General features: G+C 61.3%; 26 protein-coding genes and 1 pseudogene. 13 read left to right on the top strand and 14 right to left on the bottom strand.

The genetic code is table 11. The annotated features are described in order from the left end of the window. The first annotated feature begins 10 nt into the window (after positions 1-10). Together NO360_RS16355 and NO360_RS16350 are read left to right on the top strand one after the other, a co-directional pair. A complete protein-coding gene (locus tag NO360_RS16355) occupies positions 11-430 on the top strand; it encodes a hypothetical protein (RefSeq protein ID WP_256308927.1) in 420 nt (139 codons plus the stop codon). Continuing rightward, positions 427-1,371, top strand: a complete 945-nt coding sequence (locus NO360_RS16350) for a hypothetical protein (RefSeq protein WP_256308926.1) — start codon at positions 427-429, stop codon at positions 1,369-1,371. The genes NO360_RS16355 and NO360_RS16350 overlap by 4 nt, the downstream gene beginning before the upstream one ends. Before the next feature lie 197 nt (positions 1,372-1,568). Here the strand turns inward: NO360_RS16350 and NO360_RS16345 are convergent, their stop codons facing one another. Both NO360_RS16345 and NO360_RS16340 read right to left on the bottom strand, forming a co-directional pair. Then, positions 1,569-1,892, bottom strand: coding sequence for a DUF7521 family protein (locus tag NO360_RS16345; RefSeq protein ID WP_256308925.1), 324 nt, complete (start codon positions 1,890-1,892; stop codon positions 1,569-1,571). Further along, positions 1,889-2,230, bottom strand: a complete 342-nt coding sequence (locus NO360_RS16340) for an ArsR/SmtB family transcription factor (RefSeq protein WP_256308924.1) — start codon at positions 2,228-2,230, stop codon at positions 1,889-1,891. Before NO360_RS16340 ends, NO360_RS16345 begins: the two co-directional genes overlap by 4 nt. Positions 2,231-2,355: 125 nt before the next feature. Here NO360_RS16340 and NO360_RS16335 point away from each other — a divergent pair, with 125 nt between their 5' ends. The 3 genes from NO360_RS16335 to NO360_RS16325 all read left to right on the top strand — a co-directional run bounded on the left by NO360_RS16335 (position 2,356) and on the right by NO360_RS16325 (position 5,534). Further along, positions 2,356-3,381: a type II CAAX endopeptidase family protein gene (locus tag NO360_RS16335; RefSeq protein WP_256308923.1), complete on the top strand. Its 1,026-nt coding sequence runs from the start codon at positions 2,356-2,358 to the stop codon at positions 3,379-3,381. 133 nt (positions 3,382-3,514) lie between these two features. Next, complete coding sequence (locus tag NO360_RS16330) at positions 3,515-3,721, top strand: hypothetical protein (RefSeq protein ID WP_256308922.1); 207 nt, start codon at positions 3,515-3,517, stop codon at positions 3,719-3,721. A gap of 565 nt (positions 3,722-4,286) precedes the next feature. Next, entirely contained in the window at positions 4,287-5,534 is a 1,248-nt protein-coding gene (locus NO360_RS16325) for an outer membrane protein assembly factor BamB family protein (RefSeq protein WP_256308921.1), read from the top strand. Positions 5,535-5,700: 166 nt separating this feature from the next. On the opposite strand, the gene NO360_RS16320 is transcribed toward NO360_RS16325, so the two are convergent. After that, positions 5,701-5,943 (bottom strand): PRC-barrel domain-containing protein, encoded by a 243-nt coding sequence (locus tag NO360_RS16320; protein ID WP_256308920.1) that lies wholly within the window; start codon positions 5,941-5,943, stop codon positions 5,701-5,703. 334 nt (positions 5,944-6,277) lie between these two features. Between NO360_RS16320 and NO360_RS16315 the strand changes: the two genes are divergently transcribed. Beyond that, positions 6,278-6,862, top strand: a complete 585-nt coding sequence (locus NO360_RS16315) for a flavodoxin domain-containing protein (RefSeq protein ID WP_256308919.1) — start codon at positions 6,278-6,280, stop codon at positions 6,860-6,862. A 289-nt stretch (positions 6,863-7,151) separates the two neighbouring features. Here NO360_RS16315 and NO360_RS16310 read toward each other — a convergent pair whose 3' ends face one another. The 4 genes from NO360_RS16310 to NO360_RS16295 form a co-directional block, all read right to left on the bottom strand. Beyond that, positions 7,152-7,346 (bottom strand): hypothetical protein, encoded by a 195-nt coding sequence (locus NO360_RS16310; RefSeq protein WP_256308918.1) that lies wholly within the window; start codon positions 7,344-7,346, stop codon positions 7,152-7,154. 250 nt (positions 7,347-7,596) lie between these two features. After that, complete coding sequence (locus NO360_RS16305) at positions 7,597-7,743, bottom strand: hypothetical protein (RefSeq protein WP_256308917.1); 147 nt, start codon at positions 7,741-7,743, stop codon at positions 7,597-7,599. 168 nt (positions 7,744-7,911) lie between these two features. Continuing rightward, positions 7,912-9,120 (bottom strand): threonine synthase, encoded by a 1,209-nt coding sequence (locus tag NO360_RS16300; RefSeq protein ID WP_256308915.1) that lies wholly within the window; start codon positions 9,118-9,120, stop codon positions 7,912-7,914. A 135-nt stretch (positions 9,121-9,255) separates the two neighbouring features. Then, positions 9,256-10,125 (bottom strand): hypothetical protein, encoded by an 870-nt coding sequence (locus NO360_RS16295; RefSeq protein WP_256308913.1) that lies wholly within the window; start codon positions 10,123-10,125, stop codon positions 9,256-9,258. A gap of 406 nt (positions 10,126-10,531) precedes the next feature. On the opposite strand from NO360_RS16295, the gene metE reads away from it, so the two are divergent. Continuing rightward, entirely contained in the window at positions 10,532-12,841 is a 2,310-nt protein-coding gene (gene metE / locus NO360_RS16290) for a 5-methyltetrahydropteroyltriglutamate--homocysteine S-methyltransferase (protein ID WP_256308912.1), read from the top strand. Positions 12,842-12,925: 84 nt separating this feature from the next. Here metE and NO360_RS19000 read toward each other — a convergent pair. Further along, positions 12,926-13,091, bottom strand: a pseudogene (locus NO360_RS19000) (ACR3 family arsenite efflux transporter); the annotation flags it as partial. Positions 13,092-13,471: 380 nt separating this feature from the next. Between NO360_RS19000 and NO360_RS16285 the strand changes: the two are divergent. The 3 genes from NO360_RS16285 (at position 13,472) to NO360_RS16275 (ending at position 16,392) form a co-directional block, all read left to right on the top strand. After that, positions 13,472-14,596: a HEAT repeat domain-containing protein gene (locus NO360_RS16285; protein ID WP_256308911.1), complete on the top strand. Its 1,125-nt coding sequence runs from the start codon at positions 13,472-13,474 to the stop codon at positions 14,594-14,596. Positions 14,597-14,677: 81 nt separating this feature from the next. Further along, positions 14,678-15,229 (top strand): hypothetical protein, encoded by a 552-nt coding sequence (locus NO360_RS16280; protein WP_256308910.1) that lies wholly within the window; start codon positions 14,678-14,680, stop codon positions 15,227-15,229. Positions 15,230-15,528: 299 nt separating this feature from the next. Further along, positions 15,529-16,392, top strand: a complete 864-nt coding sequence (locus NO360_RS16275) for a CPBP family intramembrane glutamic endopeptidase (RefSeq protein ID WP_256308909.1) — start codon at positions 15,529-15,531, stop codon at positions 16,390-16,392. Between the two features lie 440 nt (positions 16,393-16,832). Here NO360_RS16275 and NO360_RS16270 read toward each other — a convergent pair whose 3' ends face one another. The 4 genes from NO360_RS16270 to NO360_RS16255 form a co-directional block, all read right to left on the bottom strand. Beyond that, complete coding sequence (locus NO360_RS16270; RefSeq protein WP_256308907.1) at positions 16,833-17,372, bottom strand: PH domain-containing protein; 540 nt, start codon at positions 17,370-17,372, stop codon at positions 16,833-16,835. After that, positions 17,369-18,067 (bottom strand): PH domain-containing protein, encoded by a 699-nt coding sequence (locus NO360_RS16265; protein WP_345780212.1) that lies wholly within the window; start codon positions 18,065-18,067, stop codon positions 17,369-17,371. Before NO360_RS16265 ends, NO360_RS16270 begins: the two co-directional genes overlap by 4 nt. 205 nt (positions 18,068-18,272) lie before the next feature. After that, positions 18,273-18,461, bottom strand: a complete 189-nt coding sequence (locus NO360_RS16260) for a hypothetical protein (RefSeq protein ID WP_256308906.1) — start codon at positions 18,459-18,461, stop codon at positions 18,273-18,275. Positions 18,462-18,649: 188 nt separating this feature from the next. Beyond that, positions 18,650-19,522 (bottom strand): SDR family oxidoreductase, encoded by an 873-nt coding sequence (locus NO360_RS16255; RefSeq protein WP_256308905.1) that lies wholly within the window; start codon positions 19,520-19,522, stop codon positions 18,650-18,652. A 236-nt stretch (positions 19,523-19,758) separates the two neighbouring features. Between NO360_RS16255 and NO360_RS16250 the strand changes: the two genes are divergently transcribed. After that, a complete protein-coding gene (locus tag NO360_RS16250; protein WP_256308904.1) occupies positions 19,759-19,944 on the top strand; it encodes a hypothetical protein in 186 nt (61 codons plus the stop codon). 150 nt (positions 19,945-20,094) lie between these two features. Beyond that, positions 20,095-21,105 carry an Acg family FMN-binding oxidoreductase gene (locus NO360_RS16245; RefSeq protein ID WP_256308903.1) on the top strand — a complete coding sequence of 337 codons (1,011 nt, stop codon included), beginning with the start codon at positions 20,095-20,097 and terminating at the stop codon, positions 21,103-21,105. 309 nt (positions 21,106-21,414) lie between these two features. On the opposite strand, the gene NO360_RS16240 is transcribed toward NO360_RS16245, so the two are convergent. Both NO360_RS16240 and NO360_RS16235 read right to left on the bottom strand, forming a co-directional pair. Continuing rightward, entirely contained in the window at positions 21,415-22,545 is a 1,131-nt protein-coding gene (locus tag NO360_RS16240) for a serine hydrolase domain-containing protein (RefSeq protein ID WP_256308902.1), read from the bottom strand. Positions 22,546-22,794: 249 nt separating this feature from the next. After that, positions 22,795-23,688 carry a CPBP family intramembrane glutamic endopeptidase gene (locus tag NO360_RS16235; RefSeq protein WP_256308901.1) on the bottom strand — a complete coding sequence of 298 codons (894 nt, stop codon included), beginning with the start codon at positions 23,686-23,688 and terminating at the stop codon, positions 22,795-22,797. Positions 23,689-24,251: 563 nt separating this feature from the next. On the opposite strand from NO360_RS16235, the gene NO360_RS16230 reads away from it, so the two are divergent. Beyond that, positions 24,252-24,461 (top strand): hypothetical protein, encoded by a 210-nt coding sequence (locus NO360_RS16230; protein WP_256308900.1) that lies wholly within the window; start codon positions 24,252-24,254, stop codon positions 24,459-24,461. The last annotated feature ends 507 nt before the right edge of the window (positions 24,462-24,968 follow it).

Here is a 24,968-nt window from a genome sequence, read left to right as displayed (position 1 = left end):
AGCGCCACCCGTGCATCGACGTGCCCTCCTCGCGACGCTCGTCCCCCTCTCCGGATGTATGCTGACACCGAGTGGTCCCTCGACGACGGCGTATCCGACCAGCGGACCGAACATCTTCGCGACGATAGACTGGGATCCGGACCGTGAAGCATTCCGCGTGACGTTCGACCGCGGCAACCGCGTCACGGCCGAGAACACGGGCCGCCTGTTCGTCGTCACACCGGGTGCCGACGGCGTCGAGACTGTCTGGGTCGACCGCGACGGCACGGACTCGGTCGGGGAGTTTCCGCTCACGCCGGGGGCGACGCTGACTCACGAGATTCCGGAGCCGGCGACGACGCGTCTGGTCTGGGTGGCGCCCGAGCGGCAGACATCGAGAGCGGTCGCCGTCTGGCGGCCAGAGACGAGTACTCCGGGGGCCGACGGATGAACCGCCGGGAGTTCCTCGCCGGAGTCGGGGCAGCGACCGTGGGCACCCTCGCGGGGTACGGCGGTGTTCGCGTGGCCGACGTCCGTCCGTACGACCCGGCGCTTCCGACGGGTGACTCACCCCGCGAGCGCATCGTCGCGGCGGCCCGCCACCGTCACGCCGCGGACCATCGGTCCATCACGACGGTGCGGGTGCTGAACGACTGGACCGGCGAGGCACCGTACGACCTCGACGTGCGCAGACAGTGGCACGAACACTCCCGTCGGCGGCACCTCCACACCTTGACGACGTTCGATGCGCCGCTAACTCGCAGTGAAAGCGTCGAAGACGTGCCGGACCGGGAGTTTGTCACGCCGCACCAGCTGCTGTGGGCGCTGCTTCACTACAGCCGCGTGTACAGCGATAGCTACGACCTTCCGTTGACGAACGTGTGCTACGTCACCGACGGGGCGATACTGTACGATTTCGACGCGCCGACGCCGGAGAACGGGACAGTGCGTCTGTCGGAGAGCGTCGACGGCGTCGACGCCGTCGCCGAGGGCGGGTCAGTGGTCGAGACGGTCCGCGGCGAGTTTATCCGGCCACATCGGACTGACTGGACGCGAACCGAGGTGAGAGACGGGACAGTCACGTACCGAATTTCCGGGCCAGACGCCTACGCACAGGTCGTTCCGCTCTCGTTCACGTCCGTCTCTGCGTTCGGGGACTGCTGGATCGAGGCGACGCTAGACAGCGAGACGGGACGGCTCCGTCGTATCGTCGACAATCGCGACCTCGTCGTCGACCTCTGGGAGGAAGAGACACCGAAACCGCTGACGTATCGCATCGAGACGGAGTTCGACCAGTACGGAAACGCGACCGCACGTCGACCGGTTGGGGCTGTGGACCGAAGTCTCAAATCACGTGCGACGGCGCTGCTCTCCGATCTGGCGACCTACTGATTCTGCTGGGCTCGATGCCCATCGAACCAGCTGATCCCCTCGCTGATTCGACGTGGCGCCGGTGTCTCTCAACTTGTTTACGCTGTCGATCACATTCGTGATTGGCTCTTTACTGCCATCACGACACGCGTGCGGGAAGTGAGATCCTTCTCAGGTACGCGTGTGAACCGGTTCTCGCACTCACGAGGTCTCCCTATCTACGTGCGCTGCGGCGTCCACAGCCCGTAAAGGATCGCGACGAGCCCCGCGAGTTCGCTGACTTGGCCGACACTATTGACGATCGGGATCGGTGCGTCGAGGCCGAATCTCAGCACGACGAGTGCGAGGCCAGGAACGCCGAGGATAAGCGCGAATCCGAGGGCGATAAACAGCATCGGACGGCTTCGATTCCGGCGATAGCCGAGGTACGCCAGGTAGCTGATCGCTAAGCCCAGGGCGACGGAGAGCAGTTCACTGACGGTGCGCACACGGCTCAGCGTATCGAGATCGATCGACTGGAGGATGATTTCAAGTGTGGTCATCTGTTTTCGACGAAGCGAGTGAACCGGTCGGCCATCCGTTCACGACGGGAGACGGTGCTCTCGAAGCCCTCATCGGTGAGTTCCAGCGTGACTCTGTGGAGTCGCGCTCGATAGACTTTGTAGTTCTTGCCGTCGGTAACGGGCCGGATTTCCTCGGACACGAGGTCGTGCTTCCGAAGTCGTTCGAGCCGACGGTAGATCGTCGGTTCCGACGTATCGAGACGTGCACTGAGTTCGGACGCCGAACAGGGATCATTTTTCGTTTCGATGAGGATGTGTCGGGCACAGTCGTCCGCGAGGAGGTCAGCGAGTGCCGCCGCGTCTGTTCCGTCCGACACAACACCTGCCACGTCTATTTCGTGCTCAATAACAGTTCGGTGCCGTGTTTCGGTTGTGCCCGGCTTCACTCGCTGAAACCAGGCGATGGCGCTCTTTGTCGTGGCTCCTCTTGCTCACCATACCGATGTCGAAGCCCGATGTGCCCCGCGATGCGGACAGCCCCTCCAACCAGCAGAGCGTCGCCACGCGAGGGACCGATCGTCGACGACAGTTCACACGGACGCTGCTCGCCCCGTTGTGGAACCGCACTGAGCACCGGCCGCGCGCACTGTGGCGGATCCTCGGTGCGTTCGTACTCGTCGCCGTCGGATCACAGGTCCTTCCGCCCGTCCTCTTCGGTAATCGAGATCTTCCGCCATCGGTCCTGGGAGCCGCACAGAACGCCTTTACCGTAATAATAGTGCTTCTCGTGGCCGTGGTCTGGGCCTGGAACGTCGATCGCCGCCGACTCACTGATTACGGACTCGACGTCGGACCGGAGTGGATCCGTGATGCGGCTGCGGGTGCGGTCATCGCGTTCCTCGTATGGGGGATGGCGCTCGGAGTGCACCTCTCCGTGGGGTGGGCGCACATCTCGGCGGTTCTGTCACCGGGCGTCGCTGCGAACGCGCTTCCCGTTTCACAGGCACTGATCGCGTTCTCCGTCCAATTCTTGCTCGTCGGAATCTGGGAAGAACTGCTGTTCCGCGGTATCGTGCTCACCAACGCCGCCGAGGGACTCCAGTTGCGGTGGCTCTCCGAACGCGGTGCGGTGCTGGCTGGACTCGGTACGTCTTCACTGCTCTTTGGCGTCGTTCACGTCGACCAGGCGGCTTCACTGCCCGCGCTCGCGTTCTGGGTGCTGATGGGGGTGGTTCTGGGCAGTGCCTACGTCGTCACCGATTCGCTGGCCGTTCCGATCGGGCTTCACTCCGCGACGAACCTCGCGTTTAACAACGTCTACGGACTGAGTAACGTTCGACCCGAGACCGCGGAGATCGCCGCCACGGTCCTCCGCCCCGAATTCACTGGTCCCGCGCGATTCGTCGCCGTCTCGGGGCTGGTGAACGTTGGGGCCGTTGTCCTCATCGCCGTACTCTCGATAGGGTACGTCACAGTCCAGCGGCGTGGGTTGCGGATGCGACTATCCCCCGCGGATTCTGTCAGCTGACTCCGACGAAATCATCGTCGGCAGATATGTTCCACTCAAAAACAGTTGGTGGCTTAAGGCCGCGAACACGTCGGATTCGAGTCAAGAAACTCACCCAACACGAATTTGAAGCCAGCCCCGAAAGGCACCGTTAATGACGTTTCGAGCACTGCTTTCCGCTCATCTCTCCGATGCCGTGGTCGCTGCAGTCATATTCACGCTTTACAACGTCTATACACGCGACGCTATCGGTCCCCTCGCGATCGGAATCGACTTTATCAGTTACGTCGTCGCGATCTTCGTCGGATTCGTCGTCATCGACACACTCTGGGACAGAGTATTCGGTAGTGATACAACGTGAATCTCTCGTACTGACCGCACCCCGATCAACACCTATCGCCCACTGCGTATTTCAATGGGCCTGTCCCGGGCCGCGAACGGCGGCTGTGGACCCAGCGAGTGGGGAACGAGCACGTCGCACCAGCCGATTTCTCGCAGTGTGTTGCCCCCACTCCCGCTTCGGCGTCGGAATCCCGCACTCGGACGAGGGATGTCTCCCAGACCAACCACGAGCGAGACCGCCACTTCTTTTCACGGGAGGCCTCCCACTCACTCGTGTGCCAGCCCTCCACTCACGACGACAGTTGCTATCGCTTCTGGGCGCGACGCTTGCCTGGAGCGGGGCCGCTGCGGGGACGCCCGATGGCCGGTCCGCGACCGCGACGACGTCCGCAGCGACACCGAGCGAGACTGTCGCTTCCGCGACTCCCGGTACCGAGAAGCGGACACGTTCCCCAATCGGAACCCACCGAACGAGCGGCGTCACGTCGGCGCGAGCCGGTTACAACGCAGACGAACGCTCGCCACGACCACCTATCTCTCGTCGTTGGTGCGTCGGGACCGATGTCGCCCATCGCCAGTCCGAGGTGGCAGTCGTCGACGGGACTGTCCTGTCGGCGACCGCTGAGGGGCTCCGAGCGCTCGACGCCAGAACCGGCGAACGCCAGTGGCGGGCGGCGTTCGACGGCGGCTCCCCGACGGTTCGTGGCGATCGGGTGTACATCAGTACCGACGGTGCTGTCCGCTGTCTCGGTTTCGATTCGGGGCGCGAGCTGTGGACGCGTCGATTGTCCACCCTGACGAGTCAACCGTTGCTTCTCGACGTCGACTCTCAGGGGGCCCGGGTGTTCGTGACCACCGAGCGGACGGACGAAAACGGCGCTACCGAGGGTGCGGTACTGTATGCCTTGGACGCCTCGACGGGCGAGACTGCGTATCGGCTCTCCAGTGACACGGCTGCGATATACGGCCATCTCGCCGGCCGCGGCACGCACGTCTACGGCGGAACCACGACCGGATCTGTCGTCGCGTTCGACGTGAGTGCACGGGAGGTTGCATGGCAGGCACACCTCGGAGAGTACGTCAATTCCGTCGCAGTGTCGGAGGCGGTCGTCTTCGCGGGGAGTCACTCGGGAGTCGTGGCCGCGCTCGACCGAATCACGGGAGACGAACGCTGGCGAACGACGCTGGAGGGGGAAGAGGTCGCCGTTCGGGTCCGGCCGGCGGTCGCGACTGGGACCGTATACGTGGCTGCAACCGACGGAAACCTCTACGCCTTCGACGAAGTCACGGGAGAAGAGCAGTGGCGGTTCGACGGCGGCGAGAGACTCAGCCAACCCCCGACCGTCGTCGGCACCGACGAGGAGTGCGTCGTCTTCGGAAGCGACGCTGGCAACGTCTTCGGTATCGATGCCACCGCCGGTGAGATGCAGTGGACTCACCAACTGCGTGACCGGGTCAACACGCCGCCCGTGGTCGTCGACGGCGTCGTCTACGTCGGCGATTCGTCGGGGCGATTGTACGCGCTTGCGAACGAAGACTCGACTGGCGTCGCTGCGAGCGGTTCCTGTCGGACCTCTTCCACAGAGGAAACTGCGCGTGGACAACGCGATACCGACGGCGACGGCGTCGTGGACAGTCAGGATTACGCGCCCCGAGATCGCTCGGTCCAGAGCAAGAGCGACCTCCGTGACCGGTACGGCGAAGCTTCGACCGAAAACGAGCGCGAGGGGTTCCTTCTCGGAACCGGCGTCGGTGCCGCCGTCTCTCTGGGCGGCGTCGGTCTCGGCTATGTGCTCTGGGGACGCTCGGCCGCTGATTCGAGCGACTCGTAGTCGGTCGGTGAGAGGACCTCAGTCCGCCACGAAGGCGAGGATTCCTCGCTGGTTCGCACCGAGGAGATAGTTTGCAGCCGACAGACCCGGGATCGTCCTGAGTCAGACACCTCCACGAGTCGGGAACCACCGTCTGCGTCACAGAATAGTGGACTTCCGGTCTGACTTACCGCGGCGGAGCAACGAGCAGATAGTCCTGTTTCGCTTCGACCCGGTCTGCGGGGATGAGTAACTGTCCCTCCTCGGTCCGATCGAATCCGCTGCTCGGCTGGCTGTCAGGATCCAGACGCAGGTAGGCAAGTTCGCCCGTCTTCACGTTCATCGTGACGTTCTCCACAGTCCCGAGTTCCAGGCCGTCGGTCGTCATCACGGTATCCCCGGCGAGCGACGAAGCGAGTACTGTGTCCATAGTGGCCGGTGTTTCGATAGCGTCTTAACGGTACAGAAAACTGAAACGGCCGCTTCAGTTATGTCTCGTTCTTCGTCACTGTAGTCCTCGAGAACCACGGATCGGACGAAGTCTTCCTTCACTGATCGGACGTGGGTGTCTGGTATGCTCCCTCCTCGAGGCCCCGTCGCGGTCGAGCTGCGAGCGGGTCGGTAGGAGCCAACAAAGATGGGTGTTCCTCGATACCTCCCGCCCCGCAGAGCAGGACTCAGTCTCGCTTTCTCCATACGAAAACCGACACGAACGGTCGATATTATTCGGCTGGCCCGGGTACACGCTACTGGGGCAGATACCGATGGCAACGTTTCTGGTGTGCTACGGCACCGGTGAGGGACAGACTGAGAAAATAGCCACTCGAATCGGTTCGACGCTCCGAGACCGGGGGCACGAGGTCACGGTGGCCGACCTCGGTGAGGGCTCTCCTGACCAACCTCTCACGGAGTTCGACGCCGTTCTGGTGGGCTCGTCGATCCACGTCGGTACCCATCAGTCAGCCGTCCGAACGTTCGTCGGCGAGCATCGCGACGTGCTGACGAGCCGTCCGACAGGGTTCTTTCAAGTGTCTCTGTCGTCGGCGACCGCCGACGAGCAACGGCGAGCCGAGGCTGCGAAGTACGTCGACGAGTTCGTCGAGTCGACCGGTTGGCACCCTGACCGGATCGGTCTGTTCGGCGGGGCCCTGCGGTATTCGGAGTACGGCTTTCTCACGCGCCTGCTGATGAAGCGGATCGCCGCGGACGCGACAGGTGATACGGACACGTCACAGGATTACGAGTATACCGATTGGGAAGAAGTTGAGGCGTTCGCCCGCGATTTCGCCGCCTTCGTCGAGGGGCGACTCGGTGTTGCTCCGCCCGGGACGGACGAAACAGAACCGTGAGCCGGAGATTTCCCCGCGTCTCATCGTTTTCCGTTTCCGGGGTGTGTTCGACTGACGATAGAATCGCGTCGCTCTCGGGAATTCGGGAGCGGTCGTGGAGCCTACTGCGTTGACCGATCTGATCCCGCGTCCGGGCCGCCCGTTCGAGAAGGTCTCACGTAGCGATTTACTCACGATCCTGCCCAGATCGGACGTTCGTAATGATCCCGCTGCCTGCGAGTCAGCCGTACTCCCAATCCGCACTCAGTCTCTCTGTGTTACCTGTCCACGGCTGCGGAAGTGAGGTCGCTTACGCGTCACGCACGACCCGAGACCGCTTCGTCGTGGGTGGTTGATCGAGTTGTTGAACGATACACATCGCCAAGACGAGAGCCCCGACCACAGCCATCATCACCCCAAGTAACGGGGCGATCAGGAGGAGGACCACCGCGATTCCAATGTCGCTCGCTCCTATGAGCGCGGGATAGAGCGTCTGGTTCATCATCGTAGCTATTCGTAGACGTAGTATCGTCAAAAAGTCTCTCAAGGCTCAAACGCGCGCTGTATATACTCCCGGACCGCGTCGAACGAGTCGGGAATCCCCGGAGTGAACGACCTTCGGAGCGGAGGTCGGAATCCGTCCATTGCACTTGCCGCCCCGCAAACACCCCCGGGCCATACTGCAGGGGGACCGGCACGTGAGATGCGTTCGGGAATCGTCGGCCGGTGGGAATCCGGGCGATCGTCGAAGCCAGTCAGATACCGTACTGTTCGTTGCGTTCGACGACCGTGTTCCCCTGCTTCTCGAGGGCGGTGGTGTGCGGCTCTTTGCAGGACCCTACGACCGACAGGAGCTCCGGCTGCTCGACACCACAGTCCGTGACACCGGCATCGTCGAACACCAATACGAGATACTGGGCTGAGATCGTCGGATGAGACCTACGTACGTCCTCGCCGCTCCCACAGACAAATCGACGCAGAACTAACGCGGTCTGTGCCAGAAAATATTCGACAGGCCAGTTCTATCCCTCCCGGAAGCTCTCAACAGGGTCAGTTGGTTCCGGTCCGAGTCAGCGTGCGTCGAGAAGCGATTCGAGCAACTCCGGCAACGCCGACCGACTCGTTCGCTCGGTACTGACCGGCACGTCGCCCGTCCCACGTTCCTTGAAGCCAGTCCCGGTCGGCACGATCACGACCTCCTCGTTAGAAGCAATCGCGCCGCGCTCTGAAAGACGCGTGAGGCCGGCTAGGGGCGTCGCTGCCGCGGGTTCGACACAGAAGCCACCATCGACGGCGAACCGTCGCTGGGCGGTCCGAATCTCCGCGTCGGTGACCGACACGACGGCGCCGTTGGTCTCCCGGACGGCCGCGAGCGCACGAGCGCCGCTCGGTGGGTCCGGATTCCCGATCGAGTGCGCAATCGTCTCCTCGGTTTCCTCGGGCGAGAGAGCCGTTGGTTCCGTCGCCCCAGAGTCGAAGGCTCGCGTTATCGGATCGGCGGAGGCGGTCTGGACGAGATACAGCCGCGGGAGCTCGTCGAGCAGGTCGAGCGCCGCGAGGTCGCGAAGCCCGCGCCAGACTCCCGAAGCGAACCCGCCGGAACTCGCTGGCAGCGCGATCGCGTCGGGCGTGTTCGGGGCGAGCGACTCGTAGATCTCGAAGACGACCGTCTTGTACCCGCTGATGCGGGCTGGCGCATCGCTGACGAGAATCGAAATCGGATGCGACGCCGACAGGGCCACCCCATCGGCGTACAGGGCTCCGTAGTCGCCTTCGACCTGCACGATCGAAGGCTCGTACTGCGCAATCAGCTCCAGTCGGGCCTGCGGGATCTCGTCGGGTACCAACACGATGCATTCTCGGCCGAGGCTGGCAGCGTGGGCGGCCGTGCTGATTCCCATATTCCCGTACGAGATCGTGCCGACGACGTCGGCACCTGCTTCGATAGCGTGTGAAACCGCGACGGCACTGCCGCGGTCCTTGTACGCCCCAGTCGGATTCTCGCTCTCGTCTTTCACGTACACCCGGCACCCAGCGGCCCGATCGAGTCCCGGGCTTCTGACGAGCGGCGTCCCCCCGGCGGCGCGCGCGACGCCGTCGGGTCGCTCGATCGGCAGCAGCGACTCGTACCGCCACATTCCGTCTCTGTCTCGATCGTCTGAGAAGGTGAAGTCAGTATCGGGCGTGTCGAACCAGAGCGGTTGACCGCACGCACAGCGGACCCGCGTTTCGTCGTCGTACCGTTCACCACACCGAAAGCAGACTACAGAAGAGCTCATACCATAAGTTACCGCATCCACTCGGAAATAGACCGCCGTCTTGCGACAGGCATCAGCGAGACGATCGCAGACAGGCGGGCCGAACCACCCGGCAGACGGACAGAAACGTGGCGAGCGATGCGTATGGCGGACGTCTCACTCCGCGTCGGTTCTTGCAGTTGAATTCGCAGTCGGAGTCGCAGTCGATGGCGACTCGGACGCGACGGTGACACTCACTCCCGACTGCTCTGTCGGCGTCCGGATCCCGTAATCCAGTTCCCTCCCCGGATCGGCGCCTTCGCTACTCGCCGAAACGGTGGCTTCGCCGGTCTCGCCGGGGTCGAGTACGATGTCGAATCCCTTCGGCCGGTACAGCGGATACGAGAAGTTCACCGCGCCGCGGAACGTCCCGGGGCCGTCGCCGACGTTCTCGGCGCCGATCGTAATCTCGAACGTCTCCTCGGGCGCGACCGTCTCGGGGGCGCTCACCGTCCACTCCCACCCTGGCGGCGGTGTCGTCGCCTTCTCGGTATCGAGGTCCCACGTCCAAGAGTTACCGTCGCGTTCCAGACCGAGCGATGGCGGCGTCTCGAGTTGTGCCGGCACATCGAACAGCAGCCACCCGTACGGGTCAGCATCCGTCTGGCCGGGCATATACGGCGCTTCGGGGACGTCACGGTCGACCGGATACTGATGCTCGATCGTGATTGGATCGAAGCGCTCCTCGTCGGCGACGAGCGAAAACGCCTCCCGACCGGGGGTCGGAGCCGCGTCGGTGGCGTTCACCGTGACGAATACGAACTGGCCGTCCGCCGTGCGGATCGCGTTCCAATCCACGTTCTGAATGTGCCGGTAGGCGTACTGGACGGCTACCGCCTCGACGGCTACCGCGGGACGTGAGGCCGTCTCAGACGCTGTCGTCCCCGTGTCGGTCGTGGTCTCAGTTGTCGAATCGGGCGAGTGACCGACGCAGCCGGCGAGTCCGGCGGCTGCGAGGGTCGTGAGATACGCGCGTCTGGAGGGCATCACGCAGGCGTTGGCTCGTACGTTGTAAATGCTTTCTGCGCACTGGGTGGGTGGCAGGACAGCGGCGACGGCTGCCGATGCTGTTAGGGACGACGCTCGAAGCGGCCCCAGGAACACAACACGGCAGGTTTGTGGCCGCACACGATCGGAGAGATTCCTCGACGAGGGGCTACCGGTCGCCGTTTGACCCATCGCAGATTCGTGATCGAAGTCTCGCTAACTGTGGTGCACGCGACACGGGAAATCGGGAGTTGTTCTCCCTGGAGAAGGCTGTCAGGATTCTGAGGAACCACCGGATAACGCGAGCAGAACTCCCCATCACGCTCTCACGCCCGACGAATCGACACAACCGTCAGGGATTGACGTGGTGCATAAATTTTTTCCAAATAATCACTCACGTGTATACATGCCGACGACAACCAACCTCGGATTCCCACGGATCGGCGCGCACCGCGAACTCAAGCGGGCCGTTGAGGGGTACTGGAACGGCGAGCGCTCGAAACAGGACCTCCTCGCGGAGGGAGCGGAACTCCGCGAGAGGCACTGGCGGAAACAGGACGACCTCGGGCTCGATTTCGTGCCCGCCAACGACTTCTCGTACTACGATCAGGTGCTCGACACCTGCGCGATGGTGGGGGCCGTGCCGGATCGCTTCCCCTGGGACGGCGACACGGTAGACCTCGACACCTACTTCGCGATGGCCCGCGGCCTCCAGGAAAAGGACCTGGAAGGTGAGGGCTCCGGCGTACAAGCGATGGAGATGACAAAGTGGTTCGACACGAACTACCACTACCTCGTCCCGGAGTTCGCCAGCGATACGGAGTTTTCGCTCTCCTCGACGAAAGTGATCGACGAGTACGAGGAGGCTGCGGCACTCGGGATCGACACGCGGCCGGTCCTGATCGGGCCGGTGTCGTTCCTGCTGCTCGGAAAGAGCCAGGAGGAGGACTTCGACGCGCTCGATCTGCTCGACGACCTGCTCCCGGTCTACGGGGAACTACTGCAGGAGCTCGACGACGCCGGGGCCGAAGCGGTGCAGATCGACGAGCCGACCCTCGTGGCCGACCGTTCCGACGAGGAACGGGCGGCTTACACCGCGGCCTACGAGACGCTCGCCGACGCCGCCGACCTGGATCTGCATATCGCCACCTACTTCGGGTCGCTGGCGGAGAACCTCCCGACCGCTCTCGGCCTCCCGGTCGAGTCTCTGCACCTCGATCTCGTTCGAGGCGAGGGACAGCTGGACGAGGCGCTCGATCACGGCGTCCCCGACGATCTGTCGCTCTCGCTGGGCCTCGTCGACGGTCGCAACGTCTGGCGAGCGGACCTCGACAGCCTGCTGGAGACGGTAGAGACCGCCATCGACGCTCTCGGATCCGACCGCGTCATCGTGGGGCCGTCGTGTTCGCTGCTCCACGTTCCGGTCGACCTCGGCGCCGAGCCGGCACTCGACGACGAGGAGAAACTGTGGCTCGCGTTCGCCACGCAGAAAATCGAGGAGATCGTGGCGCTGGCCGACCGCGCGGCCGGAAACACCGAGGACACCGAGACGATATTCGAACGGAGCCGCCGCGCGATCGAGGCACGAGCCGACTCCGAGTGGATCAACGATCCCGCCGTCCAGCGCCGCGTCGACGGCATCGACGACGGGATGGTCCGACGCGACTCCGACCGCGACACCCGGCGGGCACTCCAGCGCGACGCGTTGGACCTGCCGGAGCTTCCGACCACGACCATCGGCTCGTTTCCGCAGACCGACGAAGTTCGGGAGACGCGGGCCGCGTACAAGGAAGGAGAGATCTCCCGAGCGGAGTACGAGGCGTTCATCGAAGGTCGGATCGACGACGCGATCGAGCAACAGGAGGAGATCGGCCTCGACGTGCTCGTGCACGGCGAGAGCGAACGCGGGGATATGGTGGAGTACTTCGGTCGCCAGCTCGACGGATTCCTCTTCACCGAGAACGCCTGGGTGCAGAGCTACGGCAGCCGCTGCGTTCGACCGCCCATCATCGCCGGCGACGTGAGCCGTCCGGAGCCGATGACCGTCCGCTGGCTCTCCTACGCGAACGAGCAGACCGACGAGCTCGTGAAGGGGATGCTGACCGGCCCGGTGACGATCCTGCAGTGGTCTTTCGTCCGCGACGACCAGCCGCGCGCCGAGACGTGCCGCCAGATCGCGCTCGCCATCCGCGACGAGGTGCTCGACCTCGAAGCCGCCGGGATCCAGGCCATCCAGATCGACGAACCGGCCTTCCGTGAAGGGCTGCCGCTGCGCGAGCGTCAGTGGGAAGGGTATCTCGACTGGGCCGTGGAGTGCTTCCGGCTCGCCTCCTGTGGCGTCGCGGACGAGACGGGAATTCACACGCATATGTGCTACGCGGAGTTCGAAGACATCATCGGGGCGATCGTCGATATGGACGCCGACGTGATCACCATCGAAGCGTCCCGCTCGAAGATGGAGCTGCTCGACTCCTTCGACGACTTCGAGTACCCGAGCGACATCGGGCCGGGAGTCTACGACATCCACTCCCCACGCGTTCCGTCGGTCGAGGAGATAGAGACGCTCATCCACAAGGCCTTGGACGTACTCGACAGAGAACAGCTGTGGGTCAATCCGGACTGCGGCCTCAAGACGCGCCGATGGGTCGAGGTCGAACCGTCGCTCGAGAATATGGTCCAGGCCGCCGAGAACGTTCGCGAGTCGAGCCCGGAGTGAGTAGCGGTCCACGAGAACGACGACAGATCGAACGACAGCGAAGGCCTCTGCGGCCGATCGGAGCGAAAACCGCCGGACGCGACAGCGGATCTGCGTCACGTTGAACGTCCGGATATCGGCGACGAGCGACTCCCCCGAACAGCGGCGGGAGGATACATCCGAAGAACCAGACGGAGACACCGGGCGTGATGATCTGAAACAGGCCGTCGAACGCGACCGAGCCTGTGACGTGCCCCGTCGAGCCTCCTGCAAATAAGCGAGGCGAGCACCTCGGGGTCGTCGGAAGACTTCGCCTTCAGAGAGACGAGAGAGCAACGGTCCCTTGAACCACCTGGCTCCGAGGGTGAAACCGACACTCAGACGTGTTCTGCTCCTTCGATATACCGTTCGATCGTCTCGCTGGATCCCTGTCCCGCCGTTTCGACGTAGTAGGCCGTTCCCAGAATCCACACGGACCATAGGGGCGGTACGTGAAACTCCCCGGTACGCCGAAATCGGCCAGTACTGGACGTAGTACCCGATCTCGTCGATACACGACAGAGATACCCAGCAAAGACAGTGTGCGGGGCAGCGCAGAACCACCGGATTGAAGCGACTGCTGATAAAGTCTGTCACGTACCGATCGCGCCGATGAGTGAACCAGACCAGCCGATAACGCCAGACCACCTGACTGACTTCCTCGAGGAAGGGGCCCACGAGGAGACAGTGGCGTGTCTCGGCCGGCTCGGCGCGGCCGATGCCGAGACGCGAAAGCGCGCGCTGCGAGCGGTTCGGAACGCCGCTGAAGAACCGCCACGCTCTTTCGGGGTTCTCGCCGGCCCGCTCTCGACGTTTCTGACCGACGACGACCGCGCTGTCAGGCTGACGACCGCGAAACTGTTCGTTACGCTGGCTCAATCCGATCCGGCGGCCGTCCTGCCCGCTGTCGACGCGCTCGCCGAGCGTCTCGCCGACGACGAGGAGTTCTACTACGTCCGAGCCCGCTGTGCCGAAGCACTGGGGTACGTCGCGGTCGACTCACCGGGGGAAGTTACTGACCCTGGGACGTTGGCAGACCTCCGCATCGGACTGTCGTTCGACGAACCCGAGGTCAAAGAGAAACTCGCGAAGACGCTGGCGTACGTCGCACTCGGCGATCCGAGTCGGCTTCGCCACCAGATCGACTCGCTGGCCGAACACCTCGACGACGACAACGAGCTCGTCCGGTATCACCTCTGTACGGCACTGGTGGTCGTCGGGTGCGAGCACCCAGCGAATCTGGGGGAGGCAGCGGAACCGCTCCAGAGGCGGCTCGGTGACGCAAACCCGTACGTCTGGGGGCGGGCGGTCGAAGCGTTTGGACTACTCGCAGCGTCCGAGGCCGGCATCGGGTCAGAACCTGACCCCGACGGTATCGAGAACGGCGACGAGCCGACGACGTTCCTCGATCTGCACCACCAGTTCGAAGTGATGGAGATCATCGAGACCCTGCGCGAGGAAAGCGACATCACTGTAGTGGTCGTCCTCCACGACATCCAACAGGCGGCGCGGATCGCCGACGAGATGGTCGCGCTCAAGCAGGGCGCGATCCAGGCTCGGGGTGCGCCCGAGGAGGTTGTCACTGCGGAGTTGCTCGCGGACGTGTTCGAGATCGACGCCGAGGTCGACCTGACAGCACGCGGTCCACGGATCGAACCGCTCCGGCCGTGCCACGACGATGACGGGCGGAACCGACCGACCGACCGCGTCACTCCGAGCGACGACGTAGGCGACTGATGGACTCCTGTCCCAAGCGCGAGACGGAAGCCTCGAATCACTTACCAAGCCTCTTTAGATTAGCCCCGAGTCCGAGCAAGTATGTTTCGGCAGGCTCGTGAGTTCGGACCGGTCGTCTTGATACCGTTAGCGTGGGGGTTCGTGGCGGCCGCACATCTCAGAATCGTTAGCACGTCTACGCTGTTCATCGCCCACGTCGTGATGGCAACCCTGCTGGCGGGGTTTGCTGTGACCGGCCGATCGGATATGCGGGAGGGCGTCCTTCACACGTGGTGGCTGGTGATCGTCTCTGGATTCGTCGCGACGGTGGTCGGTGCGATGGGCTTTCGTGTCGGGTCGTCGGGGTCGCTCTTTCAGGGCATCGCACTGTTCGGTTGGATGGTCCTGCCTGCTGTCGGATTCGTCGACACCGGACGGCGGGTGTCGAAGCGCGCGTGGATATATTTCGGCAGCGCGACGGCGTGCGTACTCGGCGCGGCAGTGTATGCTCTCGGCCTGTTCGTTAGTCTGCCTGTGGGTCCAGTCTTTGGACTCGGCCTGGTCGGCGGCGGACAGACACTCGCGATTCTCGATGCTGCATTCGGATACGAAGTAAACGATAGCGTCAAGCGTGCGACCGACGAACGTGTGTAGTGAAGCCACAGAGTAATCCTTTAGCTAGTTCGTCTGTCCAACAGACAATTTACTGCTTGAACGGTTTCACGGCTACGGGTGGTAGCTTACGCAACAGGGAACCACAAACGAGAACCAGACGTATGAAGCTCCTCGTAACTCCACGCTTCGAATCTCGGACAATATAATTACCCTCTGTATTAAGTAAACACCACTGATGTGGGAGAGTCTGTCTGGTATGAACCAACAAGCCTGTGGCACTGATTGAAGATTTCCTGGGGTGAAAAACGCTTTTGATTCGTGTGGGTGATTTAACACGTATGGCTACAGTCGACCCACAATCTTCGACGAACCTCGATCCTCCGATTGCGATTGGAGCGTTCGTCGTCGGGACGCTGATTCTGAGTTGGGTGATTTCGTTCGTGCTGATCACTGATACGGTCCCGGTGTACACTACCCTGTTGTTGATGCTCACTCCAGCGACTGTTGCGCTCGTTATCCGGCGGGCTCGGGGCCACTCGGTGTTGCGAACGGTCAGTTCTTCACTTCGAGGGTCGACGGGTCGCTCGCTCCTTTTTGCCGTGGTCTATCCGGTCGGATTCATCGGGATCGCAGCACTGCTGGCGCTAACGACGGGTCTCGGGACGTATCAAGCCGGACCAGAGAATATTGTCGTGCTCGCGCTTCGACAGGGTGGCGTCTTCTTGTTGGTCGTCTTTTTATTCGAGTCGCTAATTCGGATGTACGGTGAAGAGTTCGGGTGGCGCGGATACTTGCTTCCGGAGCTCACGGCGCGGTGGGGGCGGGTCAGGGCGACGGCTGCTGTCGGTATCGTTTGGGCCTTGTTCCACTCGGCGTTTCTTTATAACGCAGGGGTAGCGATTGGCGTCGCAAACCCACTCCTGATTACCGCGGTGCAGGCGGTTGCCGTATTCACCATCTCGTTTCCGTTCTCGTACGCGTACTATCTCACTGATGAGAGTGTGTTTCCAGTGATGATGTTGCACCTGATCTGGAACGTTCTCAACCCCTGGATCCTCGGAGATATTTACGCAAATGTTGAAGGATTGGTGGCCGGCCAAATCTTCGTCGTTAATGGGGAGGGACTCGTCGGGGTCGTTATCGGACTGATCGCACTCGGTGGATTCATTATTCTCTTCCGACGCGGGACTTTCATCGACTGACTCTTCCAGATCAGTGAGCGGGGATCATATGACGTTGCTTACTCCAACAAATCGGCTCTGACTACTCCCTCGATATTCAGCGGGCCACGTTCGGCACATTTCGGACAGATCGGCTGCGGCTTCGGGAACCGCTTCACCTGTCTTGGTTGAATCCCATTCAGGTGTGAGAATCCTTCTCTGAGGCCCTGCGAAAAGAAGCCGCACAGGCACAATCTGCTACCCTCGATAGAGGCATCACGCATACTGCTCTTGCATAGCCTCTCACTCCCTGCGACCGGGAAACCACTACAACTGACCGGAGCCCGTCTGTACTGAGTGAGTGATTTCCGTCCCACCGAACTTCGGAGCGATGACCGACATTCCGTGCGTTACTTCGACCGCGTCGCAGGAACATCCTCATTCAGCAGTGTTCGCATATTGTTCGACGAGATGAACGCTGCCTAGGAGGCCTGTGACTCGACCGCCTGCCGAAGCGCTCGCACTTCGTCTAGTACCGCACGCCACTGTTCGAGACTCCCCGGGATTTCCTCACCCGTTGTGTGATCAACGAGGCGACGGACAGTCTCGGGCTCCTCGATCCGCCGGAACTGGATATCGTCCCCGCCCGCGATCTCGAGCGTGACAGTGCCGTATCCGAAAACGGAACCGAGTGCGTCTTGCGAGAACGCGGAATTTTGAACGTTCGAGACCGACGACTCCGAGATCCGAATCCCGATTACCCCTCGTTTCGTGTACACTGCTCGATCAGAAAGGACGTACTCGGTGTTTATCACGCTGAGGTACGCCCAGGATCCGACGGTGACACCAGCGATTCCGAGGAGGATCCCCAAGATGAACTCGTTCCGCACGGTGACGAGCCACGCCGCACCGACGAGAAGCGCTATTCCCGTCCCGACGCCCGGCAGTGCGGTCGTGCGTTTCGGCTGTCCGTCCCACGCAACGGTTTCACCCGCATCGAGCGTCAGCCAGTCACCAGTCATAACTCCTCAGAGGTTCCGGCTTCTTCCTGCTCAGGTGCTTCCACGGCGACCCTGATCGCTCGCAGTTCGGTCAGGATTTCGTCGAGAACAGCGGCTTTGTCGTCGGGACGGTCGGAGCCATCGTCTTTCGTCTGCGTGTTGATGAGTTCCTGTACTCGCTTCGGGTCCGAAATCGAGTCGAACGTGAGTTCGACGCCCGACCCCCCGGCGGTCGACACCTCGACGGTCCCGTACCCGAAACGCTGACCGAAGAACCCCTGCGAGTACGTCGTATTCTGGACCTTTCCGAGGTCAACGCGCTGGACGTTCCGTGAGATGATACCGCTTTTCCGGTAAAGCGCCCGATTGGTCACGACGTACTCGGTGTTCTCCCGGTGAAGATACGCGGCGACGATGATGGGAATTCCAACGAGTACGATTGCAAGTGGAACACCCACAACGAGGGCTGGGACGAGACTACTCTCGTGGGGCGTATCAGCCCACACGACCTCTTCGTCGTCATCGAGTGAAATCCAGTCGAATTGGGCTGCCGTCGATTGATCCGGTGCCATACTGACTGCAGACACGATATCGGAATGAATATTTTCCTTATTACGAGTGAGTGTCGGCGTGGTTCCGCCGACACCACCGGCAACGATGCCACAAAGATGCCAACTCCGAATTTCAACAGAGCCAAACATCCGGAGGATCCGCACACAGTATGGTCCCCTCGAGACGACGACTCCTCCGGGTGACCGGTACCGTATCGGTAACAGCGCTGGCAGGGTGCTCCGCGAACAGTGCTCTCGACACGGAGGAGACCACTGACGAGTACACGCTGAACCGGATTAGATAACCTACTAGCCGCTGTGAGCATTGTTGGGTTTCGAGATCGATTCCATATCCGTCAGTGAACCCCCGTCAACTGGATTCGAGCGATTCGGCCCACTCGATGAAATTGGCGAAGGCGACCATTACCACGACGAAGAACACGATGAATACCCCACCGTGTACGAAGTTGAATTGCCCCGAGAAGGCTAGGGACACGAAGAGGAACGCAGCGAGTGCAGCGACGCCTCCGGCAAGATACATCCGTAATCGAGTCTCCATACCTCAGAAACGACTCCCGAACTGATAAATGTAGACGAGCTAAGACGTATTATTCGCTCTTGGACGTTCGATGCGGGCTGCTCCTGACCGGTGTCTTCGCGGGGATCCGATCGGGGTACTGGTACAATGAACTCCGAGGAACGATTTTCCCCCGGGAGTTGATTCGGTCCGTACAGCTGACCTCTGGACTACAGCCACTGGGGATCAACGTCGACCAAGTCGGCGCTGATCTTCCAAAGCTGTTCTCGATTCTCTGGATCGGTTGCTTCTGTCGATGGGGACGTGACCCCCTCCCCGGTGACGTACGCCCCGGTTCGCTCACTGAATTTCGGAGCCGTCACGAGGTGACAGAGTCGCCGTGCGCCTTCCTTTTTGGAGGTTCCAATACCGGGAATAATGGCTGCCGCCCGGACCATCGCCCGTGTCCAGACCGCGGCATCGCGGAACAGCTTTGTCGTGGGGACGAAGCCGGGGTGAAAGCAGTTCGCCGTGATCCCGGTCTCTTCGAGTCGATCAGCAAGTTCACGTGTGAACGCGATAGTAGCGAGTTTCGATCGGGCGTATGCTTGGAGCGAATCGTACTCCTCGGTGAATTGGAGATCGTCGAAATCGAACCTCGCGCGACGGTGAATGTCTGAGGCGGTGACGACGACTCTGCTGGGGGCGGAGATTCGAAGTCGAGCAAGTAATTCGTGTGTCAGCAGGTACGGGGCAAGGTAGTTAACGGCGAACGTGAGTTCGACCCCATCCTCGGTTTCTGTGCGATGGCGAGACGAGAGCCCAGCGTTGTGGACGAGGGCATCAATCCGGTCATACGTATCGAGGAGCTCCGTGGCAAGGGAACGAACGGTAGCCTGCGGTGCGAGGTCCGCCTGATGAAATCGGATATCGCCGTCGAGCGGAGTCGCGTCAGCGACGAGTGTGTCACCGCGCGTCTGGTTTCGCCCAATAACCGCAACAGTCGCCCCCTGCGCAGCAAGGTCTCTCGCAGCGATGCGACCGATACCACTCGTCCCGCCCGTCAGTACCACGACGCGCTGGGAGTCCGCGCTGGCAGTCACGTGTGGTCCAGGTTTCAAACGACAGACTTGTGAAAATTCCGATGCGGTACGCGATCAAACGGGTTTCGTCGAAGCTCCATTATCTTGCGGTCTTCTGAAAAGGCAGTTTCTCACAGGGTTCACGCACAGTGAGACGACGAGTTGCTCTTCTGGAGACCATCACTAGCACACTGTTACTCGTGGTCGGAGTCGCCCTCGATCGTGTTGCGTCGCTGACTTCGTGGTCGGACACGAGAGTGGGGTCGTCGCTCTTCGATCTCGCGTTCCTGTTCGTCCCCGCAGGGGTGTTCGTGCTCACTTCGACCCAGTTCGTCACCTTCCAGCTCGTGACGACGACCGTGCTGTCGTCGGTCGTTCTCGCGGTACTGGCGGTGTTCCTCGAGGAACTCGCCGTACTGAACCTACAGCGCCGGATTCGCTGAGCCGCGATCGGCATCGCGGCTCTCTGGGTCGTGCCAGCGATCGTCTCGCCGTATCTGTGACGTTCCAACGGCCTGTGGCAACCTAGTCTGCATTCCCAGGGGTCGAAATCGGCCCTCTTGCATTTTGTCGTCCCGAGAGAACAACGTGGTATGAGTGAGCCAGAACTCACGAGATCGGTCTGGGAGCTCGACTCGAACGACTATCCAGCGAGCGCAGCCATAGACGAGAAGATCCGATTCCTCCTTCGGTACGCGATACTTGCCCCGTCCAGTCACAACTCCCAGCCGTGGCGATTCCGCGTGTCGGGGAACGAGGTCGACATCGGGACCGACGAATCGCGTTGGCTGGACGCCGCCGACCCGACGAAGCGGGAACTGTACATCAGCGTCGGCTGTGCGATCGAAAATCTCTGTGTTGCAGCCGAACACTTCGAGGTCGAGCCCCGCGTCGAGTACCACGGCGAGACGGACACCGATACCGTGGCGACCGTCACCCTCCACGACGACAGCGAGCCGTCGACTCACCGACCGTCGGAACTGTTCGATGCGATCACAGAACGCTCGACGAGTCACGATCTGTTCGACGACCGAACGCTCGATACAGCGGTACGAGACGAACTCGGCGCAGTTGTGGCCGAGGACGACGTCACGTTGCACCTCGTCGACGAGCCTGCGGTGAAGCAGTCTATGAGCGAGTTACAGGCTGAGGGTGACCGACGGCTGATGGACGACCCGGAGTATCGAACGGAGCTGGGCCACTGGATCGGGCTCGGGGCGCTCGGGAGTTCCTGGCTTGTGGCGCGTATCGGCCAGGCCGTCGTCACCCATCTCGATCTCGGTGACCGGGAAGCAGCAAAGAACTCGAAACTCATCGAGAGCGCACCCCTCGTCGCCGTCCTGACGACGGAGTCAGACGATCCGATGACGCAAGTCAAGGTGGGACAGGTCTTCGAACGCCTTGCACTGCTTGCCACCACCGCTGGTGTCGCCGTCCACCCGATGAGCCAGACGCTGGAGCGCCCCGAGTTGCGGACGCGCCTGCAGGGGCTACTCGACAGTACCGCCGGTGTCCCACAGCACCTCTTCCGGATGGGCTATACGGACGAGCATCCGGAGCATACGCCACGCTGGCCCCTGGAAGCGTTCCTCGTTGATCGGTGACCACCGAACTTGAGCGGGGATCTGAGCGGATTCGAAGGACGTCCGAACGCACGTTCCGATCCGGACGGGTGGCTGCTTGACCGGTTACTCGATAGTAGAACCGAAGACATCCGTGAGCAGCGACGAGGGGTGATAGCAGTGGCTGAGTTGAGTGGTGAGCGGGTACGGGACGACGGTTCATCTATTCCGGCGTTTGGGACTCCTGAATCGCTCAGTGCAGCCACCGTATCGATTACGCACCGATATGCCCACGGTTAGTACGAGGGCTCCTGGCTGCGAACTCGAAACGTGGGTTTTTCGCCTCCAAAGCTATTGTCCGGATGGCTCCACCTTCGAAATCGAACGCAGCGTTCGGAGGAGAAACATTATGCTCTTTCGCATATACGACCACTGGTTGAAAGTCCCGATCAGATAGACGTCGATCGCGGGATTGTACAGCATAAACGCACTGCTCGCACCCAACCCACCCCACGAGTGGAAGCGTTTGAGAAACGGCAATGGCCGGATGCGGACGACGCCGTAGCCGTAGTCGATTCCCTGCCACAGTTTGTTCCACTGCTGCATCTTCTGGAGCGTCTCCTCGGAGACGAGGTCCCCCTCGACCAAAGCCCGATGGAACCGGAATAGCTCTTCTGCGGTGTTCACCGTCTGCCCTCCGGCGCAGAATGCGCTCAACGAGGGCACGTCATCCACATCGATCCTCGTCTCGTCGATATAAAACGGGGCTGTGGGGAGCTCACTTTCGACAGCAGGGTCAGAGAACGGCGGTAAGTACGAGTGCTCCATCTCCAACGGCTCAAACAGGAACTCCGCTAGCGCCTCGTGATACGGCTGCTCAGTTACGCTTTCGATGATCAATCCGAGCAAGTTGTACCCGAACTCCGAATAGTAGCAGTCCGCCCCTGGTGGGAAGTGCGGTTCCAGATGTTGTTTTGCCCACTCGATCGTCTCTTCCGGTTCCCATATCCGGTCCGGTTCCTCTAGCATCTCGTCGAACAGTGTGTTCCCCTCGGAGGATTCTTCCAATCGAGTATTCAAGAACATCCTTCCGCCTTCGGGAAGCGAATGCGGGAGTCCGGACGTGTGACCGAGGAGATGACGGATGCGGATATCGTCTGTGTAATCTGTGCCGTCGATCGTGTGAAGACCGTCGAGAAGTGACTCTGACAGGTACTCCGAGATCGGGTCATCGAAGCGCAGTTGCCCGTCGTCGGCCAGCATAGCCACGATTGTCGAGGTGAAGGTCTTGCCGATGCTGGCTGCGTAGTATGGTTGCTCTGGAGCGGCTTCGATACCCGCCGTCTGACCGGTGGCTAGATTCCAGTGAACGTTACGGCTGTCGGAATGGACCAACAAGTACGCGGAGTGGAGGTCGGAGTTGTCTTTGACGGCAGATTGTAACCGATATTTCAGACGAGATTTGGCTTCATTGCCTTCCATAATGATCGAATATTTGCATCTGAGGATTGTAAATGGTGGTATCGTTCCCTGGCCCGAAGAGAGCCTTCTACTAGAAATCACACTTCGAGACTTTGCCAGATCCCTCCCACTATAATGATGGTTTTCTACAGAGCCATCCTTTGGATTGAGCGATAGGTAAGAAGGCGTACTGAACAGTTGATTCATTTTCCACTATCTGAAATCAACCCCTGTGAAGAGTTGTACGACACTGTCCGGTTGGCGCAAATATTACTCCGGACGATTTGTTTGAGAGGTGCCGGCAACCGTATCCTCAGTCTGACCCGTGCCGGTTTCGGTCGTCGTCAAATCGAGCCCTCCATCCGGGAGGGGCTGGGACGAAAGTCGGGTAGTGTCGTATCGCCAGACGAGGACCAACACGAGAGCCCAGACGACGACCAACAGCGCCAGGACGGAGGCGACTTCGTCGCCGACGAATCCACCGGCGGTCGTCACCGACACCGCGTTCGAGAGCGTGTGGAAGACGACCGGAACAAGTACCCGTCCGCCTGCCGCGTTGTACAGCCAGGTCGTGATGACGCTGATACCGACAACGACCGCGGCGTACAGTGCGAACGGCGTACCGGCTTGCGAGCTTCCAGGTAAGAGAAACAGCGGGACGTGCCAGACGGCCCAGATAACGCCGATGACCACACTCGCCCGAAAGGCACCGATGCGCTGCTGGAGGACCGGCAGCCCGAGCCCGCGCCACCCGGGTTCTTCGAGCCCACCGCGGACGAACGTCGCGAACGCGACTGCGGGGAGGGCTGCAGCCGGGAGGAGACCAGCCCGGTCGAATCCACTACCGGCGAGCACGGAGACGGCCAGCGCGACGACGTAGAGGCCGACCGGGACGAGTACCGCCGCCGCCCAGACACGGAGCGGTGCCCCCACGTCTACGAGGTTCCCGAGCCACGACCGGATGTCACCACTACCGGCGACAGTGAGGACGGCGGCGATAAACGGTCCGAACCCACCGAGGAGGACGAGCGGCGTTACGATGTCTGACCGTCCAGCGCGAAGTTCGACGGTGACTACGCCCCACGGGATCCACGTCAGGACGAACGTCAGGACGACGAACGTCGGGAAGCGATGCTCGCGAACGAAGGTTCGGAGGGGGGCCATAGTCGTTCTCAATAGTAGTTTCCATCACATAACTTCGTGTCCACGCTCTCATCGTCCGGGAACGGCCCAGATGACACCTGATCAAGTGGCGGCGGCGCAAGCGAGAGTGGTGTAGATCACTGCTGTTTTCTCGATACTAGGGAATCGGCGACAGTACTCAGCTCGGATTCGACGAACCGACAACTACGGAGGAAAGTATGCATTCGATCCGTGAGTGGAGTGAGGAGCACCCGGTCCTCGCGTTTTTCGTCGGTGCTTACGCGATTACCTGGGGAATCTGGTTCCCGGTCTTGGCTGGTATCGATCGAGCAGGATCGCGTACGACACGCCGGCTATCCTCGTCGCTGGGAGCTTCGGGCCGCCCGTCTCGGCCGCCATCGTGACGTACCTGACGGGCGGGAGCCTGAAGGGCTGGTTCTCACAGGTACTCCGGTGGCGTGTCGCGCCGCGCTGGTGGCGCGCCGCGCTCGGCCTCCCGCTGGTTCTATACGCTCTTATGGCAGGAGTCCACCAAGACTATTAAAAACGTGCTACAGCTTATTTGAATCGAACGAGGCGGTAGTATGCCAAGGGCTGGACTCTGGATGAACGCTGTCGGGTTATCAGTCAGTGTCGCAGGGACGCTGTTGCTGTTCACACACGTGACCAACGAGTACCATTCGGCTATTCAGGATATCGGATCGATAGCAGTTGGATACCTCGGTCTCATTCTCCTCGGTGCGTCCGTATCGATCACAGGCGTCGCGCTTTTGCTGAGAGATAACGCCGATTGAGGTCGACCGCGTGGATTCACATTTTCGAATCCAGATTCGGCTACGAAGTACGAGGGGGATCATTTGGTACGACGGTCAGTTAGGACCCCGATACAACCCTTGCCGTAACTCAATGAACGACAGAGTGCGGTCTGTCACCGACCGCTGCGCTCAGACGCAGTTTCTGCAAGCAACTGCATTGTCTGCTGCGGGTGGCACTGCCAGGATAGTCCCTCAACTGACAGTTGGTTATCCGACATATATTGTGGTCGTAGGGAGTTATAGTATTTTGAAAATTATACAATACACTTGGCGATAATATCCAGACTGCCGGCCCCGCGGGTGACGGAAGCCGCCGACTCTCATTTCGAGCCTGTGAAACCGCTTTTCGATGAGGTTTTCGTCCGCGTAGTCGAGATAATTGAGCAAGTCTAATCGAAAGATGGCAGTCAGCTATGTGTAGTAACTGATGAGAAGTTCGGTGTTTGAGAGATCGTATTTCCCAAAGAGTTGTTCGAGAGAATCTGC

It is taken from the genome of Halobellus litoreus (assembly GCF_024464595.1).
In the GTDB taxonomy this organism is placed as follows: domain Archaea; phylum Halobacteriota; class Halobacteria; order Halobacteriales; family Haloferacaceae; genus Haloquadratum; species Haloquadratum litoreum.
This window is presented reverse-complemented; position numbering and strand designations above follow the sequence as displayed.

Excerpts from the sequence above, each read along its gene's own strand:
- NO360_RS16350 (WP_256308926.1), top strand. The coding sequence starts at position 427 with ATGAACCGCCGGGAGTTCCTCGCCGGAGTCGGGGCAGCGACCGTGGGC.
- NO360_RS16345 (WP_256308925.1), bottom strand. The coding sequence starts at position 1,892 with ATGACCACACTTGAAATCATCCTCCAGTCGATCGATCTCGATACGCTG.
- NO360_RS16335 (WP_256308923.1), top strand. The coding sequence starts at position 2,356 with ATGTCGAAGCCCGATGTGCCCCGCGATGCGGACAGCCCCTCCAACCAG.
- NO360_RS16330 (WP_256308922.1), top strand. The coding sequence starts at position 3,515 with ATGACGTTTCGAGCACTGCTTTCCGCTCATCTCTCCGATGCCGTGGTC.
- NO360_RS16320 (WP_256308920.1), bottom strand. The coding sequence starts at position 5,943 with ATGGACACAGTACTCGCTTCGTCGCTCGCCGGGGATACCGTGATGACG.
- NO360_RS16315 (WP_256308919.1), top strand. The coding sequence starts at position 6,278 with ATGGCAACGTTTCTGGTGTGCTACGGCACCGGTGAGGGACAGACTGAG.
- NO360_RS16310 (WP_256308918.1), bottom strand. The coding sequence starts at position 7,346 with ATGATGAACCAGACGCTCTATCCCGCGCTCATAGGAGCGAGCGACATT.
- NO360_RS16300 (WP_256308915.1), bottom strand. The coding sequence starts at position 9,120 with ATGAGCTCTTCTGTAGTCTGCTTTCGGTGTGGTGAACGGTACGACGAC.
- NO360_RS16295 (WP_256308913.1), bottom strand. The coding sequence starts at position 10,125 with ATGCCCTCCAGACGCGCGTATCTCACGACCCTCGCAGCCGCCGGACTC.
- metE (WP_256308912.1), top strand. The coding sequence starts at position 10,532 with ATGCCGACGACAACCAACCTCGGATTCCCACGGATCGGCGCGCACCGC.
- NO360_RS16285 (WP_256308911.1), top strand. The coding sequence starts at position 13,472 with ATGAGTGAACCAGACCAGCCGATAACGCCAGACCACCTGACTGACTTC.
- NO360_RS16280 (WP_256308910.1), top strand. The coding sequence starts at position 14,678 with ATGTTTCGGCAGGCTCGTGAGTTCGGACCGGTCGTCTTGATACCGTTA.
- NO360_RS16275 (WP_256308909.1), top strand. The coding sequence starts at position 15,529 with ATGGCTACAGTCGACCCACAATCTTCGACGAACCTCGATCCTCCGATT.
- NO360_RS16270 (WP_256308907.1), bottom strand. The coding sequence starts at position 17,372 with ATGACTGGTGACTGGCTGACGCTCGATGCGGGTGAAACCGTTGCGTGG.
- NO360_RS16260 (WP_256308906.1), bottom strand. The coding sequence starts at position 18,461 with ATGGAGACTCGATTACGGATGTATCTTGCCGGAGGCGTCGCTGCACTC.
- NO360_RS16245 (WP_256308903.1), top strand. The coding sequence starts at position 20,095 with ATGAGTGAGCCAGAACTCACGAGATCGGTCTGGGAGCTCGACTCGAAC.
- NO360_RS16240 (WP_256308902.1), bottom strand. The coding sequence starts at position 22,545 with ATGGAAGGCAATGAAGCCAAATCTCGTCTGAAATATCGGTTACAATCT.
- NO360_RS16235 (WP_256308901.1), bottom strand. The coding sequence starts at position 23,688 with ATGGCCCCCCTCCGAACCTTCGTTCGCGAGCATCGCTTCCCGACGTTC.
- NO360_RS16230 (WP_256308900.1), top strand. The coding sequence starts at position 24,252 with ATGCCAAGGGCTGGACTCTGGATGAACGCTGTCGGGTTATCAGTCAGT.